This is a genomic window from Amycolatopsis dendrobii, from assembly GCF_014145675.1.
In the GTDB taxonomy this organism is placed as follows: domain Bacteria; phylum Actinomycetota; class Actinomycetes; order Mycobacteriales; family Pseudonocardiaceae; genus Amycolatopsis; species Amycolatopsis dendrobii.
Genome location: NZ_JACGZW010000008.1, coordinates 252,916 through 269,902, shown reverse-complemented (window position 1 = coordinate 269,902; position 16,987 = coordinate 252,916). Strand labels below are relative to the sequence as shown.

15 protein-coding genes are annotated in these 16,987 nt (G+C 69.6%); 8 read left to right on the top strand and 7 right to left on the bottom strand.

The window, feature by feature from the left end; all coding sequences use genetic code 11:
• Positions 1-80 precede the first annotated feature (80 nt).
• Together H4281_RS24440 and H4281_RS24435 are read left to right on the top strand one after the other, a co-directional pair.
• A complete protein-coding gene (locus H4281_RS24440; RefSeq protein ID WP_182893260.1) occupies positions 81-1,565 on the top strand; it encodes an MFS transporter in 1,485 nt (494 codons plus the stop codon).
• Between the two features lie 20 nt (positions 1,566-1,585).
• Positions 1,586-2,410: an alpha/beta fold hydrolase gene (locus H4281_RS24435; RefSeq protein WP_182893259.1), complete on the top strand. Its 825-nt coding sequence runs from the start codon at positions 1,586-1,588 to the stop codon at positions 2,408-2,410.
• A gap of 53 nt (positions 2,411-2,463) precedes the next feature.
• Here the strand turns inward: H4281_RS24435 and H4281_RS24430 are convergent, their stop codons facing one another.
• From H4281_RS24430 to H4281_RS24415, 4 genes are all read right to left on the bottom strand, one after another.
• Positions 2,464-3,255, bottom strand: coding sequence for an SDR family NAD(P)-dependent oxidoreductase (locus tag H4281_RS24430; protein WP_182893258.1), 792 nt, complete (start codon positions 3,253-3,255; stop codon positions 2,464-2,466).
• Positions 3,252-3,503, bottom strand: a complete 252-nt coding sequence (locus H4281_RS24425) for a ferredoxin (RefSeq protein WP_182893257.1) — start codon at positions 3,501-3,503, stop codon at positions 3,252-3,254. Before H4281_RS24425 ends, H4281_RS24430 begins: the two co-directional genes overlap by 4 nt.
• Complete coding sequence (locus tag H4281_RS24420) at positions 3,503-4,651, bottom strand: 3-ketosteroid-9-alpha-monooxygenase, oxygenase component (protein ID WP_182893256.1); 1,149 nt, start codon at positions 4,649-4,651, stop codon at positions 3,503-3,505. The genes H4281_RS24425 and H4281_RS24420 overlap by 1 nt, the downstream gene beginning before the upstream one ends.
• Positions 4,652-4,757: 106 nt before the next feature.
• Positions 4,758-5,582 carry an IclR family transcriptional regulator gene (locus H4281_RS24415; protein ID WP_182893255.1) on the bottom strand — a complete coding sequence of 275 codons (825 nt, stop codon included), beginning with the start codon at positions 5,580-5,582 and terminating at the stop codon, positions 4,758-4,760.
• A 159-nt stretch (positions 5,583-5,741) separates the two neighbouring features.
• Here H4281_RS24415 and H4281_RS24410 point away from each other — a divergent pair, with 159 nt between their 5' ends.
• The 5 genes from H4281_RS24410 (at position 5,742) to H4281_RS24390 (ending at position 11,019) form a co-directional block, all read left to right on the top strand.
• Positions 5,742-6,590 carry an LLM class F420-dependent oxidoreductase gene (locus tag H4281_RS24410; protein WP_182893254.1) on the top strand — a complete coding sequence of 283 codons (849 nt, stop codon included), beginning with the start codon at positions 5,742-5,744 and terminating at the stop codon, positions 6,588-6,590.
• A 1-nt stretch (position 6,591) separates the two neighbouring features.
• The gene (locus H4281_RS24405) at positions 6,592-7,077 is read left to right on the top strand and encodes a nuclear transport factor 2 family protein (RefSeq protein ID WP_182893253.1); all 486 of its coding nucleotides are present in this window, start codon (positions 6,592-6,594) and stop codon (positions 7,075-7,077) included.
• A gap of 91 nt (positions 7,078-7,168) precedes the next feature.
• Positions 7,169-8,782: a steroid-24-oyl-CoA synthetase gene (gene casG, locus H4281_RS24400; protein WP_182893252.1), complete on the top strand. Its 1,614-nt coding sequence runs from the start codon at positions 7,169-7,171 to the stop codon at positions 8,780-8,782.
• Between the two features lie 100 nt (positions 8,783-8,882).
• Positions 8,883-10,067, top strand: coding sequence for an acyl-CoA dehydrogenase family protein (locus H4281_RS24395; protein WP_182893251.1), 1,185 nt, complete (start codon positions 8,883-8,885; stop codon positions 10,065-10,067).
• A gap of 28 nt (positions 10,068-10,095) precedes the next feature.
• Positions 10,096-11,019, top strand: coding sequence for a VOC family protein (locus tag H4281_RS24390; protein ID WP_182893250.1), 924 nt, complete (start codon positions 10,096-10,098; stop codon positions 11,017-11,019).
• A 14-nt stretch (positions 11,020-11,033) separates the two neighbouring features.
• On the opposite strand, the gene H4281_RS24385 is transcribed toward H4281_RS24390, so the two are convergent.
• The 3 genes from H4281_RS24385 to H4281_RS24375 are packed head-to-tail and all read right to left on the bottom strand — an operon-like array spanning position 11,034 to position 14,616.
• A complete protein-coding gene (locus tag H4281_RS24385) occupies positions 11,034-12,716 on the bottom strand; it encodes a DUF885 domain-containing protein (protein WP_182893249.1) in 1,683 nt (560 codons plus the stop codon).
• A 33-nt stretch (positions 12,717-12,749) separates the two neighbouring features.
• Positions 12,750-14,162 carry an MFS transporter gene (locus H4281_RS24380; protein ID WP_182893248.1) on the bottom strand — a complete coding sequence of 471 codons (1,413 nt, stop codon included), beginning with the start codon at positions 14,160-14,162 and terminating at the stop codon, positions 12,750-12,752.
• Complete coding sequence (locus H4281_RS24375; protein WP_182893247.1) at positions 14,152-14,616, bottom strand: SRPBCC family protein; 465 nt, start codon at positions 14,614-14,616, stop codon at positions 14,152-14,154. The genes H4281_RS24380 and H4281_RS24375 overlap by 11 nt, the downstream gene beginning before the upstream one ends.
• A 252-nt stretch (positions 14,617-14,868) precedes the next feature.
• Here H4281_RS24375 and H4281_RS24370 point away from each other — a divergent pair, with 252 nt between their 5' ends.
• On the top strand, positions 14,869-16,953 hold the full coding sequence (locus H4281_RS24370) for a prolyl oligopeptidase family serine peptidase (protein WP_182893246.1): 2,085 nt from the start codon (positions 14,869-14,871) through the stop codon (positions 16,951-16,953).
• The last annotated feature ends 34 nt before the right edge of the window (positions 16,954-16,987 follow it).

Here is a 16,987-nt window from a genome sequence, read left to right as displayed (position 1 = left end):
CACGTCGATTCCGGCCTCATCAGCGCGGGACCTCGTATTCCGGCGGGGATTCCCCTGATCACTTCTGGAAAGGGACCGGCATGGCACTCGACCTGAATCCGGCGAACGGACCTGTTTCCCGCGGGCGGATCATCGCGGTCTGCGCGCTGATCATTCTGCTCTCCGAAATCGCCACGTTCGAAATACTCATGGTGTACCCGGCGCTGCCCGGGATGGCCGCGCATTTCCGCACCCTGGACGTGGCGCAGGCGGCCTCGGTGGTGACGCTCGCCGGCGCGGTCGTGCTGCCGCTCGCGGGCAAGGCCGCCGACCGCTACGGCAAGAAGCGGATCATCCTCGTGATGGGCGCGATCTTCCTGCTCGGCAGCATCGTGTGCGCGACCACCGACGTGTTCGCGCTGCTCCTGATCGGCCGCCTGCTGCAGGGCAGCCTGGTCGGCATCGTGAACATTTCCTACGCACTCGTGCGCGACGTGATCCCGCGCTCGTACGTGCCGGTCGCCCTCGGTTCGGTGGTCACCGGAATCGGCATGGGCGCGGTCGCCGGCCCGTTTCTCGCCGGGGTGCTGATCGACAATTTCGGGTTCCGCAGCGTGTTCTGGTTCATGGTGATCTACGTCGGCATCCTGCTGCCGCTGCACGCGTGGCTGGTGCCGGAAAGCAAAGTGCGGGTCAAATCTTCGTTCGACATTCTCGGCGCCATTCTGCTCGGCGCGAGCCTCGGCATTCTGCTCGTCGCGGTCGGCAAGGGCGGCACGTGGGGCTGGGGTTCGACGAAGACCGTCGGCGCGTTCGGGATCGGGGTGCTGCTGCTGGCCGCGTTCGTGCTGCGCGAGCTGAAGGCCAGGGAACCGCTGATCGACCTGCGGGTGCTCGTCGGCCGCAAATTCCTGCCGACGGTGGTCGCGGTCGGGCTGGTGTCGTACATGATGAACGCGCACGGCATCCTCAGCCCGACCATGTTCGAGACGCCGCACATCCCCGGAAACACTTACGGCGTCGGCCTTTCCGCGTTGCAGCTGGCACTGTGGACGTTCCCGCTCGGCGTCGTGGGCATGGTCGTCGGCCCGCTCGGCGGCTATCTGTCGAAGCGGATCGGCGCGCGGCAGGTGCTGCTCGCGTCCAGCCTGTGCTTCCTCGTGGTGATGTTCCTCGGCTCGCGGATGTTCACCGTGCAGTGGCAGGTCGCGATCACCAGCTTCGTCGCCGGGTTCGCGGTCGGGTTCCTCCATTCCTCCAACGCGAACCTGCTGCAGGACGCCCTGCCCGAGCGGCTCGGCGGCGCGGGCAACTGCATCGCCGGCGTGATCGCGATGCTGGCGTCGTCGGCCGCGGTGACGGTGACCGGCGCGATCATGGCCGAGCACGTCCGGATGACGCTGCCCCAATCGCACGCGGTGATCTACGGCGACGCCGCGTTCACCCAGTCGTATCTGTGGGCGGGCGTCGTCGGCATCGTCGGGGTGGCGATCATCCTGGTGATGAAGCACGGCCGCAAACCCGCGCAGGGCGGGCTGGTCGAGGAGAACGACACGGCTGCCCGGGTGCGGGTCGCGCAGGCCTGACCGCCGCCATACTGCGTCGCGTGGATCAAGCGGTGCGGACGGAAGACGGCATCCGGCTTTGGGCGGCGAAGACAGGCGACGGCGAACCGGTCGTCTTCTGTCACGGCGGCCCGGGGCTGTGGGACATGATGGCGGACGTCGCGGCTGACCTCTCGGCAGCCGCGACGATCTGTCGCTGGGACCAGCGAGGATGCGGCCGGTCGCAGCGGCGGGGACCGTACTCCGTGGAGCGGACGGTGGCCGACCTCGACGCGATCCGGGCTCATTTCGGCTGGGACAGCGTCGCGCTGCTGGGCCACTCGTGGGGCGCGCAGCTGGCGTTGCGCTACACGCTGGCGCATCCGGACCGCGTAACGAAGCTGGTCTACGTCTCCGGCACCGGGATCGACGACGACTCGACCTGGCACGCGGAGTACGAGCACAACCTCCGCGTCGCGCTCGGTGGGCGCCTGGGGCGCTGGGAGGCGCTGCGGGACCGGGACCGCACCGCGGAGGAAGACCGGGAGTACTGCGTCCTGCAATGGTCAGCGGACTTCGCCGACCGGGAGCGCGCACTTCGGCACGCCGAAGCCATGGCTGACCCGTGGTTCGGCGTGAATTTCGAGTGCAACGCCGCGCTGAACCGTGAGCGTTCGCCGGATCTGCGTGGCCAGTGCGAGACGCTGAAGGCGCCGACCCTGATCGTGGACGGGACAGCGGACATCCGGCCCCGCAAGGCGGTGGACTCGCTGGAACGGGCGCTGCCCGAGGTGTCGCGCGTGCAGCTGCCAGCCGGTCACCTGCCGTGGGTGGAGGACCCGAGCGGTTTCCACTCCGCGGTCGGTGGTTTCTTGGCAGGTCCGTGAAGGGCTCCTTGAGGGAATCAGATTCCCTCAAGGAGCCCTTCACGGACCGCTGGCTACCGCGTTGGGAGCAGCTTCCGCGTCGCCTCGTGTGCGGCCAGCGCCAGTTCCGCTCGCGGGAACCCGCTCCGCTTCTCCGCCGCGGCGAGGTTGCCACCCGCCACCCACACCGGCCCGTCCGCGAGATGCGCCAGCCCTTCCCGCGCGACGTCCTCCGGTTCGGCCACGTTCAGCCCCGGCAGGTCGAACGCCAGCCCGGCCCGCTCCATCGCCGGAGTCCGGGTGACGCCCAGCACCAGTTCGAGCACGTCCACGCCGCGGTCCCGCATCTCCAGCCACAGCCCCTCGGCGAACACCCGGCTGAACGCCTTGACCGCGGAATACACGCTGATCTCCGCCTGCCCGAGATACCCGGCCAGCGAGCCCACGAGCAGGATTCCACCGCGCCCGCGTGCTGCCATCAACGCGCCGAAGTGATGTGCCAACGCGAGCTGCGCGGTGATGTTCAGGTCGATGACCCCACGCACCCGCGAGAGATCCCCGGTGACGAACTCGTGCCCGTAACTGTTCGCGCCAGCATTGAAGATCAGCAGACCGACTTCACGCCCGTCAGTCACTTCCCGGATCGCCGGGAGCGCGACTGGATCGAGCAGATCCACCTGCGCGGTCAGCACTTCCACACCGCGTGCCCGCGCCGCCGCCGCAGTCTCTGCCAGCGGTTCCGGCTTGCGCGCGATCAGCACCAGATTGATCCCGGCCTCGGCGAGCTGATGCGCGAACGCCGCGCCAACGCCCTCCGAACCGCCCGCGATCACCGCCCAGGGTCCGTACTTCTCGTTCATGCTCATTCGCCGGCCACCGGAATTCCCCCGTCCGCGACCGCCCGGTCGATCGAATCCCGCAACGCGTGACAGCCGCGGAACAGATCCTCCGGGCAAGCCGACCGTTCGACACATCGCGCGGAAGCGTCGGCATCCCACTGAATGCTTGTCTGATGCCAGCTGCTCTTGCGCACCGTCAGCCACGCCTCGCAGGTTCCGCATTGGACCGGCCGCATCGGCTCGTCCAGCAGCCGGTTGTCGGCCCGGACCGCCATCAGACGCGCTCGCCGGTCCGGCGGCCGAGGTTCTCCTCGACCTCCTTGCGCCACGCGGCGTTCGGCTTCGCGGTGTCCAGTTCGAACTCGAACCGCTCGGTCATCTCCGGCGTGACGTCCGCGACGTCCACATAGAACTGTTCGTACCAGCGCCGCAGCTGGTAGACCGGACCGTCCTCCTCGCACAGCAGCGGGTTCTCGATCCGGGTCTTGTTCTTCCAGATCTGCACGTCCTGTTCGAACCCGATCCGGATGAAATCGCCCATCTTGCGCGCGGTTTCCTCGGCCTCCGCGCCGGAGAGCTTGTCCGTGCGCTTCACGATGATCCCGTACTGCAGCTTGAACGAATTCGCCGTGACGGGGTAGTGGCAGTTGATGAGGACGGCGTCGATGTCCATGCCCTCGTAGTGATATGTCAGCTCGTCGATCATGAACGACGGCCCGTAGTAGGCGGCGACGGAGGTGTTGCCGAGCGCCTTCGGCTGCCCGTCCTTGGCGGGCGGACGCACGTCCTCCCGCGAAGTGCCGCGCTGCAGCTGGGTGGCGACGTGTCCCTCGAAGATGTTCTTGAAGTACGTGGGGAAAGCGAAGTGCACGTAGAAGAAGTGCGCCATGTCGACGACGTTGTCGACGACCTCGCGGCAGTTCGTGTCGACGTGCGTTTCGTACCAGGTCCAGTCGGTCCAGTCGTCGCGCGTGGCGCCCTCGATGCGCGGGATGACGACGTCGGCCGGCGGCGGATTGCCCTCCGGGTCGTTCCAGACGAACAGCATCTTGTCCTGCACCATCGTCGTCCACGCCGCGGTGCGCGCCCGCAGCGGAACCCGGCGGCTGTAGGGGATCTGCTTGCAGCGGCCGTCGCCGCCCCAGCGCCAGTCGTGGAACGGGCAGGCGACCTCGTTGCCCTTGACCGTGCCCTGCGACAGGTCGCCGCCCATGTGCCTGCAGTACGCGTCGAGCACGTTGAGCTTGCCGTCCTCGCCGGCGAACACCACGAGCTTCTGCCCGAACGCGGTGATGGGATGCGGCTTCCCGTCGGCGAAGCTTTCGGCCAGCCCGAGACAGTGCCACCCACGGGCGAACCGCGTGGGCGCCGCGCCGGCCTCGATCACGCGGACCTCGTCCGGTGCCGGCTCCACTGTGGTCATCGTCGGATCTCCTTCCAGTGCCCCACTTCTGCGAGGTAGAACGTAGAACGGCGGGCGGTCCCGAGGCCGGTGGCATCCCAGTGACCGGAAGTCCTTTGTGGACGGTTCAATTCCAGGCGGGCTCGGCGGTGCGCAACCGGACCATCGGGTACAGCTCCTGCGTGACCTGCCGTGCGGCGACCACGACGAGCGGTGCGACGCGCTCCAGTGCGGTGTGTGCGTCGCCGACCAGAGAGATCGCCGCCTCGGGTCCTTCCGGGCCTCGGATGGCAGCGGCGACACAGGAGATGTCAGCGAAGCATTCGCCGCGCTCGAAGGCGAGGCCGTTGCGGTCGCGGATCCGCCCGAGTTCGCGGTGCAGCGTCACCATGTCGCAGATCGTCCGGCTGGTCTGGCGGCCGAGTGTCGGCATGACCCGGTCCTCGACCTGTTCGGCGGGCAGCCACGCGAGCATCGCCTTGCCGAGCGCGGTGCACTGCGCGGGCGCGCGGCCGCCGACGCGCGACGGGACCACCGCGGCGAACCGGCCGCCGACCTTGTCGAGATACCGGACGTCGGCGCCGTCGAGGATCGCCAGGTGCGCGACCATCCCGGTGCGCAACTGCAGTTCGTGCAGCACGGCCGCGGTCGCCTCGCGCAGTTCGAGGTGGTTGCCGCCGGTGCCGCCGAGATTCAGCGCCCGCGCGCCGAGCGCGTAGCCGAACGACGAATGCGACAGCCACTGCAGTCGCACGAGCTGGTCGAGGATGCGGTGCGCGGTCGAACGGGGGAGATGGGTCGTGCGTGCGACCTGTTCGAGGGTGAGCCGGGTGCTCGGCGCGTCGAACGCGTCGAGGATCAGCGTCATCCTCTCGACCATCGACGGCGGCAGGGCGCGGTTCTGTGCGACGTCCGTGCCGAGGGAGTCCGTTTCGATCGCGACAACCGTCATGCTGTGCTCCTCGCGGACGAATTGAAATCATTTCTAGTTTTGACGGTAACACGGCGGCCGGGCACGGCGTCAACAAGCGGCGGGTCACGAGTGCGGCACGGCTCCCGATCAGCGGGAGAAGCCGCTCGCGCAGGCGCGAGCGGCCGGTAGGCATGGCGCATGGACATCGGCCTCGTGAGCCCCGTGGTGACCCGGCTGCCGGGGGATCCGAACGCCTGGGAGGACGCCGCGGGCATCGAAGACCTGGCACGGATCGCCGAGACCGCGGACCGTCTCGGCTTCCATCACCTGACCTGCAGCGAGCACGTCGCGGTGCCGGTACCGGTGGCGGAGCAGCGCGGCTCGACGTACTGGGATCCGCTCGCCACCTTCGGCTTCCTGGCTGCTCGTACCAACCGGATCCGGTTGGTCACGCAGGTGCTCGTGCTGGGATATCACCACCCGCTGGAGATCGCGAAGCGCTACGGAACGCTTGACACGGTCAGCGGCGGGCGGCTCGTGCTCGGCCTGGGCGTCGGGTCGCTGCGGGAGGAGTTCGACCTGCTGGGCGCGCCGTTCGAACAGCGCGGCGAGCGGGCCGACGACGCGCTCCGGGCGCTGCGGGCCGCGTTGTCGCAGCGGCTGCCGGAATACCACGGTCCGCACTACGACTTCGCCGGGATGATCGTCGAACCGCATGCCGTCCAGGCGAAAGTCCCGCTGTGGATCGGCGGCCGAACCAAACGCTCGCTCCGCCGCGCGGCGGAGCTCGCCGACGGCTGGGTCCCGTTCGGATTGTCGCTGGAAGAGCTGCGCCGGATGCTCGGCACGGTTCAGCTGCCGGACGGCTTCCAGGTCGTGCTGTCGCCCGGACGGCCGCTGGACCCTGGCACGGCGTCCTGCCGGGACCGGCTGGCCCGGGTGGTCGAGGCCGGGGCGACGACGGTCAGCGCGCGGATCGCCGCGAACTCGGCCGACCACTACCGCGAGCAGCTCGAAACGCTCGCCGAGCTAGGAAGCGAGGTCTGAGGTGGACCGGATCGCCCAGTTGGAGGCGCGGCTCGCGCGGCTGGAGGACGAACGCGAGATCAGCAGGCTGATCGCCGCGTACGGTCCGCTGGTCGACGCCGGCGCGGCCGAGGACGTCGCCGCGCTGTGGACCGAGGACGGCGTGTACGACGTCGACGAGATCTACCTCGAAGGCCGGGAGCAGCTGGCCCGGATGGTGCGGTCGAGCGCCCATCAAGGCTGGATCTCCGGCGGATGCGCGCATTTCGTCGGCCCGCCGCACGTGACCGTCGACGGCGACACGGCGATCGCGGTATGTCATTCGCTGATGGTGGTATATCAGGACGACCGCTTTGTTGTCCGGCGGGCGACGGCGAACCATTGGGCGCTCGCCCGCACCGATGCAGGATGGAAGGTCACCCGGCGTACCAACCGGGTTCTCGACGGCCGGGCCGAGTCGCCCGGGCTGCTGCGCCAGGGCGCGTACGGCGAACCAGCGTTCCTCTGAGCCGGTCCCGGTCACTGGAATCGGCCCGGCGCTCACTGCGGCGAGCAGGCACAATCACGCCCGCACCGGTGCGCGAGGAGGGAGACCTTTGATGAGCCTCTCCGCTGATCCTCGGCAGGCACTGACCGCGCCCGGCGGACCGTGCGAGCTTCGCACCGAAGAGGTGCTGGGCGTGCCGATGACGGTGTTCGCCCGCCGCGCGCGGTCCTTGGGGGAGGTGCTGGCGGCCTCGGCACGACACGGTGAACGCGAGTACCTGGTGACGGCCGATCGCCGTATCAACTTCGCTGACCATGCCCGGCAGGTCGCATCGGTGGCCTGCGCGCTTCGCGACGAGTACGGGATCGGCAAGGGCGACCGGGTCGCGATCGCGGCGGCGAACAGTCCGGAGTGGGTGATCGCGTTCTGGGCGACGGTGTCGCTGGGCGCGATCGCGGTCGGCTACAACGCGTGGTGGTCGCGGCCGGAACTGGCGTACGCGCTCGGCCACACCCGACCGTCGCTCGTGGTCGCCGATTCGAAGCGGGCCGCGCTGCTGGACGGCGTTCCGGTGCTGACTGTCGAGGAGGATGTTCCCCGGCTCGCCCGCTCCCGGCCGGACGCACCGCTGCCTTCCTGTGCGGTGGCCGAGGACGATCCGGCGGTCATCCTTTACACCAGCGGCACGACCGGACGGCCGAAAGGCGCGGTGCACACGCACCGGAACCTGACGTCGGTGATCGAGTTTCACCGCCTGAACAGCGAAGTCGCCCGTGTGCTCGGCGACCCGACGGATCCGTCCGCGCGGCGGTACTTGCTCGGGGTGCCGCTGTTTCACATCGCCGGACTGCACAACCTCGTCGTGCCGCGGCTGGCGGACGGCAGCGCGGTCGTGGTGCACCAGGGAGGTTTCGACGCGGAGCGAGTGCTGCGATTGGTCGAGGCTGAGCGGGTGACGAACTGGGGCGTCGTGCCGACCATGGCACACCGGCTGCTGGAACACGGCAACCTTGCCCGATACGACCTTTCCTCGCTGACCGCTTTCACTCTCGGTGCCGCGCCTTCTTCGCCTGCATTCCAGCAACGGCTCCGCGCGGAACTCCCCATGGCGGAGAAGGGATTGGTCGACAGCTACGGCCTCACCGAATCCTCCACGGCGATCGCCGTTGCCGCTGCTGGTGACCTGGCGGCTTTCCCCGGCACTGTCGGGCATCCGATCGCGACGGTGGAGTTGGAGATCCGGGACGCGTCCGGCGAGGCGATGCCGGAGGGCAGCGCGGGAGAGATCTGCGTGCGCAGCCCGTTCACGATGCTCGGCTATTGGGAAGATCCCGAAGCCACCGCAGCCGCTATCGACGACGAGCGATGGCTGCACACCGGGGATATCGGCGTTCTCTCCGACGGGCTGCTCCGGCTCGCCGCACGGCGTTCGGATTTGATCCTGCACGGCGGCGAGAACGTTTATCCGGCCGAGGTCGAGAACGTGCTGGCGGAACATCCGGCGGTGCGGGAATGCATTGTGCTGGGCGTGCCGCATGTCGACCTCGGCCAGGAAGTGGCTGCGGTCGTGGTGGTCTCGGTGCCGATCGAGGCGGAGGAACTGCGGGCCTTCGCGGCCGAGCGGCTGGCGTATTTCAAGGTTCCGTCGCGGTGGCGGATCGGGCCGGATCCCTTGCCGCGCAACGTGACCGGCAAGGTCGTGCGGAGCAAGGTGCCGCGGCCCTGATCCCGTTGACCGGGAGCGCGCCCGCGCGCTCGGGTGCTCCGCTGGGAGGCTCGGGGCAGCCGGGACCGCACCGTATCCGGACCGGAGAAAGGGAAGCGCCATGACCCATCCCGCTCTAGCCGCCGTCGAGGAGCGGTCCGAGGAGATCGCCGCGCTCGGACCGGAAAACGAGCGGCTCGGCCGGCTCGCCGACGAAGCGGCGAAGGTGCTCCGGGAAACCGGCGCGATCAAAATGCTCCAGCCCGCCGATTACGGCGGCGCGGAAGCGCATCCGCGCGAATTCGCGGAAACGGTGATGCGGCTGGCTTCGCTCGACGGTTCGACGGGCTGGGTGGCCGGGATCGTCGGCGTGCACCCGTGGGAAATGGCGCTCTGCGACCGTCGCGTCCAGGAAGAAATCTGGGGTGCGGACAACGACACCTGGATCGCTTCGCCGTACGCGCCGATGGGCGTGCTGAAGCCGGTCGACGGCGGGTATGTCTTCAACGGACGGTGGCAGTTCTCGTCCGGCACCGATCATTGCGACTGGATTTTCCTCGGCGGATTCCTCGGCGACGCGGACGGCGATGTCGTGCAGCCGCCCCGGAATTACCACGTGATCCTGCCTCGCGCGGATTACGAAATCGTCGAGGACACCTGGGATGTCGTCGGCCTGCGCGGCACCGGCAGCAAGGACATCGTCGTCAAGGACGCGTTCATTCCGGAGTACCGGGCGGTCCCGTTCAGCCGGATGACCGACGGCAGCGCGCTGCGGGAATCCGGCCGCACGAACCCGACGTACGGCGTCCCGTTCACCACGATCTTCCCGCTCGGCATCACGTCCGCGGTGATCGGCATCGCGGAGGGCGCGCTGGCCGCGCATCTGGCATATCAACGCACTCGCGTGCAGATCACCGGCACCCGGGTGAAGGACGACCCGTACGTCCTGTTCGCGATCAGCGCCGCCGCCGAAGAGATCAAAGCCTCGCGAATCGCCATGCTGGACAATGTTTCCCGGTTCTACGACAAGGCAGCGGCCGGGGAGCCGGTGACGCTCGCCGACCGTGCCGCGTCGCGCCGCACCCAGGTCGCCGCGGCATGGCGGGCGGTGCGCGCGATGGACGAGGTGGTCGCCCGCAGCGGCGGCAACGGCCTGCGGATGGACAACCCGATCCAGCGGTTCTGGCGCGACGGCCACATGGGCCTGGCGCACGCGATCCACGTGCCCGGTTCGGTGTTCCACGCGTCCGCGCTCACCGACCTCGACGTCGAGCCGCCACCCGGCCCGATGCTCTCCATGATCTGAACCTTCCTATCCCGCAAGGAGTTTCGCCATGACCGAGATCCGAGGGCTCGGATACCTCCGGGTCCAGAGCCGGGACCTGCCGCGCTGGCGCGAACTGACCGTGGAGGCGCTCGGCTTCGCCGAAACGTCCGGCCCGGTCGCCGACGGCCTGTACCTCCGGATGGACGAACGCGAGGCGCGGCTGATCGTGCTGCCCGGCGAGGACGACCGGGTGCTCGCGGTGGGCTGGGAGGTGCGCGACCAGTTCGCGCTGGCCGCGGTCGGGCGGGCGGTGGAGGCGTCCGGAACCGCGGTGAAAGTGTTGTCGGAAGAGCAATGCCGCGAACGCCGCGTGGATTCGGCGCTCACCTTCGACGATCCGTCCGGCACCCCCGTCGAGGTGTTTTTCGGCCCGGTCCTCGATCACGACCCGGTCCGGACGAAGTGGACGCAGCAGTTCGTGACCGGCGCACAGGGCATGGGCCACGTCGTGCTGCCGACCACGAACTTCGCCGAGGTCGAGACGTTCTACACCGAGGTCCTCGGCTTCCTGCCGCGCGGCGCGGTCGCGATGGGCGGCGCGGCTCCCGATCAGAAACCCCGCCGGGTGCGCTTCATGGGCGTCAACCAGCGCCACCACAGCCTGGCGATCTGCCCCGCCCCGCACGGCGAACCGCCGGGCCTGGTGCACCTGATGGTCGAGGTCGACTCCCTCGATGCCGTCGGCCGCGCCCTGGACGAGGTCGGCAAACGCGGGTTCTCGGTGTCGTCGACGCTGGGTCGGCACACGAACGACAAGATGGTGTCGTTCTACGTCCGGGCTCCGGGCGGGTGGGATCTGGAGTACGGGACCGAGGGAATGCTGGTGGACGAGCGGTTCTATACGGCCGAGGAGATCACCCGGGACAGCTACTGGGGGCATGACTGGTCCGGGTCGGAGCAGTTGGCCGCGTTCACCCCGCCGAAGGGATAGCGCGGACCACGGTGTCATCCGGTGGTTTGCTCCGCAACGAAGTCTGCCGTGTTCTCGCTGACGGCGGTGAGCGGGAGCGCACCGGGACCGAGGACGACCTCGTGGAAGGCGCGGACGTCGAAGGCGGCCCCGAGTTTCCGCGCGGCTTGTTCGCGCAGTTCCCAGAACTTGAGGAACCCGAGGCGGTAGCCAAGCGCTTGGCCGGGCATATCAGTGGAGTAGCGCAGCGTTTCGGTGTGTATTTGAGGCGGCGATTCCAAGGTCGTGGCCGCCATGTACGCCTCCGCCTTCTCCAAGGACCAGCCGAACGCGTTGAGCCCGGTGTCGACGACGAGTCGTTGCGCGGTGAGGCGCTGGTGCACGTAGTGGCCGTACCGGTCCCAGGGATCGGCGTAGAGGCCCATTTCGGTCCCGAGCGAGGCGGCGTATTCGGCCCAGCCTTCGGTGTAGGCGCCGAGCAGTTCGGGGGCGAACTTGCCGCGGATCGGGTGCAGTGCGGTGTCTTCTTCCTGGCGCGCGAGGTGGAAGTGGTGCCCGGGAACGAGTTCGTGAAAGATCAGGGTCGCCGCGTTGATCTGTGATCGGCTGTCGAGCCCGGATCCGTTGTAGCGGTAGCGGCCTGCGGGATTGGCCGGTCCTGGTTGTTCGTAGTACCCGTAGGACAGTCCGGCTTCGAGTTCGGGATCGAGGCGTTCGACTGTGTGCGGTGCCTTGGGCAGCACCGAGAACCAATGCCCCAGCAGCGGTTCGACGGCGGCGAGGTGGCGCTGGTAGGTCGCGGCGACGTCCTCGGCGTGGCGGGCGTGGAATCGTTCGTCCGCGTCGAGGACGCTCCGGTAGGCGGCTTCGTCGCCGTCGAACCCGATCTCGGAGCGCAGTTTCGCCATCTTCTCGGTGAGCTCGGCGACCTGGGTTTGCCCGATGTCGTGCACCTGCTCTGGTGAGATGTCATAGGAGGCGTACTGCCGTACCAGTCGCCGGTATGCTTGCTCGCCGCCGGGGTATTGGCCGAGCCCGACCCCTGGTGTCGCGGTGTCTCGTGCCGGACCGTCGAGGTAGCGCAGCAGGGAGTCGACCGCGGGCAGTACGTCGTTGGTCACGGCGCGGCCAAGTCCGTCGGCGAGCCTGCCGCGCAGTGCGGGGGAGAGGGGCTCGATGCGATGCTCGTCCAGGCTGAGCCACCGCTGCGTCGCGGCGCGCAGGCCGACGACGGCGGAGACGAATCCTGGCAACGCCGCTCGCGGCGTTCCCCATCCGCGCTCGGCCTGCGCACGAAGCTTCGCCTCCGCGCCGCGTACCCGCCGAGCGAGATCCCCAGCGAGGGAAAGGAAAAGCTCGACATCGGCGTTCGGGTCGGCGAAAGTGATCGCGCCGAAGGCTTGCGGCGCGGTGAAGCTGAGCTCGAACAGCTGGTAAGGCGCGACCGGGAAGTGCCACCACCACGATTGGTCGGCGCACGCCCACTGGTCGGCGATGAAGTGCAGCAGCGCGGCCGTGTCCCGGTCGAGCGCGGCGTCGTCGGTCTCGGCGAGTGCCGCACGCACGGACCGGCCCGTCGCGGCCCGTTCTTCCGCCTCGTCGAGTGACCCGTTCGGCAGGTGCTCGACGGGACGGCCGGCGCGCAGCGCGTAGTGCGGCTCGGTCCGCAGGACGTGGTCCCACACCCGGTCGGCGAGGGCTCGGACGGTCGGGGCCATGTGCGTCTCCTTGGTCGGACGGATGCGCGCGGTTCAGCGTGCGGCGGTGAGCCGCGCGGGGAGCCGGAAAGACACCGCTGCCACGAGCGCCCCTACCGCGCCCGCGCCGAGGAAGACCCAGGTGATGGCGTTCCAGGTGGGCAGCTGGGTGCCCGGAAGCAGGTCGAGGGCCATGACGGTGGCGGCCAATTGGGCGCCGACCGCGTTGCCGACAGCGCGCAGCACGTAAGCGAGCCCGGTCACGCTCGCGACGCGGTCGGCGGGAAGCGTGAGCGCGATGATGTTGACGCCCTGAGTGAGCCCGGTGCCGATGGCCACCCCGACCAGTCCGGCGCCGACGGCGAGGACGAAAGCGCTGGACCGGCCGCTCACCATGATCAGTCCCGCCGCGAGCAGCAGCGCCCCGGAAAGCACCATCACCATGCGCGAACCGACCAGCCGCTCCAGCCGGCCGGTCAGCGGGGCGGAGACCGCGCCGAGCACCCCGAGCGGGAACATGATCAGCCCGGTGGCGACCGCGGTCGAACCCAGCCCGTACCCGGTCGCCGCCGGCGCCGCCGCGATTCTCGGCACCGCGATCATCAGCACCGCCGAGGACACTCCCGCGGCGAACGCGGTCACGTGCACGATCAGCACCGCGGAGCCGCCCAGCCGCAGATCCACCAGGGGGTCGGCGACGCGTCGCTCGACGAGGACGAACCCCGCCAGCGCGACGATCGCCGCCGCGCCCAGCCCGAGCACGGGAGCCGACGCCCACCCGGTCGAGGCGGCGAAGGTGATGGCCAGCAGGAGCGCGACCACTCCGAGGCCGAGCAGGGCGGCGCCGGCGGAGTCGACCCTGCCGCGTACCGAAGGCGGATAGGAGGGCATCACGGCAACCGCGAACGCCAGCAGCGGAACGAGCACGATCAACGCCAGCCAGTACAGCCATTGGTACGGGAGCGCGGAGAGCAGCGGCCCGGCCAGCAGCACCCCGGCCGCGTTGGCGACGGCCAGTCCTCCGACGAACAGGCCGTTCGTCCGGCGCAACCGCTCGGGCGGTTCGGTGTCGCGGACGATGCCGACGGCGAGCGGCACCAGGCCGACCCCGGCGCCCTGCAGCCCCTGGCCGATCGCGAACACCAGCACCGACGGGGCCAGCCCCGCGGTCGCGATCCCCACGAAGACGACCGCGAGCACACCGAGGAAAACGCGCCGCCGGTCGCGGATGTCGGCGAGCCTGCTGACGACCGGCGTCGCGACCGCGCCGACGAGCGCCATCGCCGAGATGATCCATCCGGCTTCCGCCTGAGTGGCGCCGATTCCGCCTTGAATGAGCGGCAGCGCGGGCACGATCATGGCTTCGAGCAAGCCGTAGACGAGCACGGCACCGACCAGCAACGCGCTCACCGATCGCGTTCGGCCCCTCGGCGCCGGCAGGCCGCTCGCCACCACTTCATTTTTCATCGCCCGCCACCTCCTCCTCGACCAGCCGCTTGAGCGTGGCGAGTTCGGCGTCGAAGCGAAGCCGGTTCGCCGCCCGGTAATCGTCCGCGGTCATCGCGCCGTCCATTTCGTGCCGGCTGTAGACCTCGTAGCTCACCAGCGTCGAGCCGGCCAGCGGGACGAGCTGCCACGCGGCCCACCCGGGATCGTCCGGGGCTCCGGTCAGCAGCTTCACGACCTTGCGGAAAGGCGGTTCGAGCACCACCGTCTCGACGGCCAGGCGGTACTCGACGCCGTCGATCGTCTCCCGGGCGACCCGGACCTCCCCGACGGCGCCCGGCTCACCCGATTCCCGGACCGGTTTCGCCCCCTGTTTCCACCTGTCCGGATCGAGCAGCAACGGCCAGATCGCGGCCGGTTCCGCGGGAATCTCGACGACGTTGCGGGTGACGAGGTCGACCGTGCGTGCGGACATGAATACCTCCAGGCGGGGGCGAAGGCGGCGAACCCGGTACCCAGCTTGCGATGCGGACTCGCCGAGGAGAATTGGACAAACGTCGGGCAGTTCGGCGCGGCGGTCCGACATCTGGCGCGGGCGACAGCTGTCGCGTCCCCGGGCGCGGAGTCGCAACGCTTGTCTGCGGCCGCTAGCGACGGCGAATCCTAAGCTGAACCGCACGATTGGCGCGGAGCGCGTTCCTTGCCCACACAGAACCGAGGAGCACGGGTGACGACGGAAACGGCGGACGGGAATACCAGCGAGCAGGTCGTGACGGTCGGGGCGGTGACGTTCACCGACGAGAACCGCTGGCTGCGGGAGAACACCCCGGAGACGCTCGCCTGGCAGGAACGGGAGAACGCCGCCACCACGGCCGCGATCCGCGGCTGGGCGCACTTCGGCGAGATCCGCGACCAGCTCGGCCGGACCGTCGCGGACCAGCCGTCGAACGCGGAGATCTGGGGGACCACGACGCCGCGCCGCATGGGCCGGTTCTGGTTCCGGCTCGCCGCGGTCGCCGCCGACGACCCGACGCTGGGCCTGTGGGTTTCGGAAACCGCGGACGGCCCCCGCACTCTTCTCGTCGACCCGCGCGACCCCGCGTTCGGCCAGGGCTCGCAGCTGCTCTGGTACGAACCGGCCCCCGACGGAGCACGGGTCGTGTTCGCCGCTTACCCGCTGGGACAGACGATCGGCACGCTGCACGTCGTCCGCACCGAAGACGGCCGGATGCTGCCGGTCGAGGCGCCGCGCCACGTCGCCGCGGGCGCGACTCCTGGCTGGCTGCCGGACGGTACCGGGTTCTACACGGCCGACCGGACGGACACCGGCGAGCACCGGCTGCGCTTCGTCCCGGTAACCGCGGGCGTCCCCGCCGAGGCCGACACCGTGTTCCCCTGCGACCAGTTGCCGCACAACACCTTCACGCTGACCGCGCAGGTGTCCCCGGACGGCGCCCGGGTCGTCGCCCTCGCCGGGCAGCACGAGCAGATCGCCTGCCGCCTCCTGGACCGCGCCACCGGCGAATGGCGGCCCTTCCTCCCCGCGGACTACCGCGGCGAGTGCCACGGGGTGTGGTACGACGACGACACCTACGTCGCGGTGGTCACCGGCGACGCGCCGCGCGGCAGAGTGGTCGCCGTCCCCGTCGCCACCTCCGCCGACGAACGCACCTGGCGCGAACTGGTGCCGGAGTCCGAAGCGGTCCTGCGGTGCGTCCGCAAGCTCGGCGACGACCTGGTCGTCTGCGAGATCCGGGACATCGCGGTCGAGTTCCGGGTGGTCGGCGCGACCGGCGAGGCGAAGGCGGCCGTCCCGATGCCCGGTTCCGGTTCCTCGCCCACCGCGATGGCCGCCCGCCGCTTCGAGCGTTCCACCGAGCTGACGTTCACCCACGAGACTTTCCAGCAGGCGTCGGTGGACTACCGCTACCTGCCCGAGACGAACGAACTCGTCCGGCTGAGCGAGAGCGGCCGGGCCTTTCCGGACCTGACCGTCGACCGCGCGTTCGCCACGAGCCGGGACGGCGCCCGGATCCCGTACTTCGTCGTCCACCGGCCCGATCTCGACCGCAGCAAGCCGCAGCCGGCCTTCATCGAAGCCTACGGCGGGTTCAACCAGGCGCTGATGCCCCACTACCTCGGGAATGTCGGGCCGTTCCTCGCGGCGGGCGGCGTGTACGTGCAGGCGAACCTTCGCGGGGGCGCCGAATACGGCCGGGAGTGGTACGAAGCCGGGCGCTTGGCCAACAAGCAGAACACCTTCGACGACCTGTTCGCCGTCGCCGGCGAACTGATCGCGACCGGGGTCAGCGAACCCGGACGGCTCGCCTTCTACGGCAAGAGCAACGGCGGCATGCTCGCCGGCGTCGCGCTCGTGCGCCGGCCGGATCTCTGGGGCGCGGTGGTGGCCGATGTGCCGCTGCTGGACATGCTGGAGTTCCAGAGCCCCGGCAACCCCGCGGCCAAGGAAGCGCGCGGGGCGTTCCTCGAGGACTACGGGGACGTCACGGACCCCGAGGACTCCCGTCGTCTCGCCGCCTTTTCCCCGTACCACAACGTTCGCGTCGGCGTGCGGCATCCGGCTGTGCTGCAGATTTTCGGGGAGCACGACTTCGGCTGCGAGCCGTTCCACGGCCGCGTCTTCACCGCGCGGCTGCGCGCGGCCAGCGCCGCGAACAAGCCGCTGCTGCGGGTCCGGAAGGACTACGGCCACCTGCCGGCGACGCGGGCGCAGGCCATCGAACACCACGCGGAGATCCTCGCGTTCGTCATGGACCATCTCGGGATGAAGCCAGCTGCCGGCAACCTGTGAGAGATGATGGCTTTGGTGCGGTGGTTTCCGGCGG

Coding starts and splice junctions, on each gene's coding strand:
- H4281_RS24440 (WP_182893260.1), top strand. CDS start 81: ATGGCACTCGACCTGAATCCGGCGAACGGACCTGTTTCCCGCGGGCGG.
- H4281_RS24430 (WP_182893258.1), bottom strand. CDS start 3,255: ATGAGCATGAACGAGAAGTACGGACCCTGGGCGGTGATCGCGGGCGGT.
- H4281_RS24425 (WP_182893257.1), bottom strand. CDS start 3,503: ATGGCGGTCCGGGCCGACAACCGGCTGCTGGACGAGCCGATGCGGCCG.
- H4281_RS24420 (WP_182893256.1), bottom strand. CDS start 4,651: ATGACCACAGTGGAGCCGGCACCGGACGAGGTCCGCGTGATCGAGGCC.
- H4281_RS24415 (WP_182893255.1), bottom strand. CDS start 5,582: ATGACGGTTGTCGCGATCGAAACGGACTCCCTCGGCACGGACGTCGCA.
- H4281_RS24410 (WP_182893254.1), top strand. CDS start 5,742: ATGGACATCGGCCTCGTGAGCCCCGTGGTGACCCGGCTGCCGGGGGAT.
- casG (WP_182893252.1), top strand. CDS start 7,169: ATGAGCCTCTCCGCTGATCCTCGGCAGGCACTGACCGCGCCCGGCGGA.
- H4281_RS24395 (WP_182893251.1), top strand. CDS start 8,883: ATGACCCATCCCGCTCTAGCCGCCGTCGAGGAGCGGTCCGAGGAGATC.
- H4281_RS24390 (WP_182893250.1), top strand. CDS start 10,096: ATGACCGAGATCCGAGGGCTCGGATACCTCCGGGTCCAGAGCCGGGAC.
- H4281_RS24385 (WP_182893249.1), bottom strand. CDS start 12,716: ATGGCCCCGACCGTCCGAGCCCTCGCCGACCGGGTGTGGGACCACGTC.
- H4281_RS24380 (WP_182893248.1), bottom strand. CDS start 14,162: ATGAAAAATGAAGTGGTGGCGAGCGGCCTGCCGGCGCCGAGGGGCCGA.
- H4281_RS24375 (WP_182893247.1), bottom strand. CDS start 14,616: ATGTCCGCACGCACGGTCGACCTCGTCACCCGCAACGTCGTCGAGATT.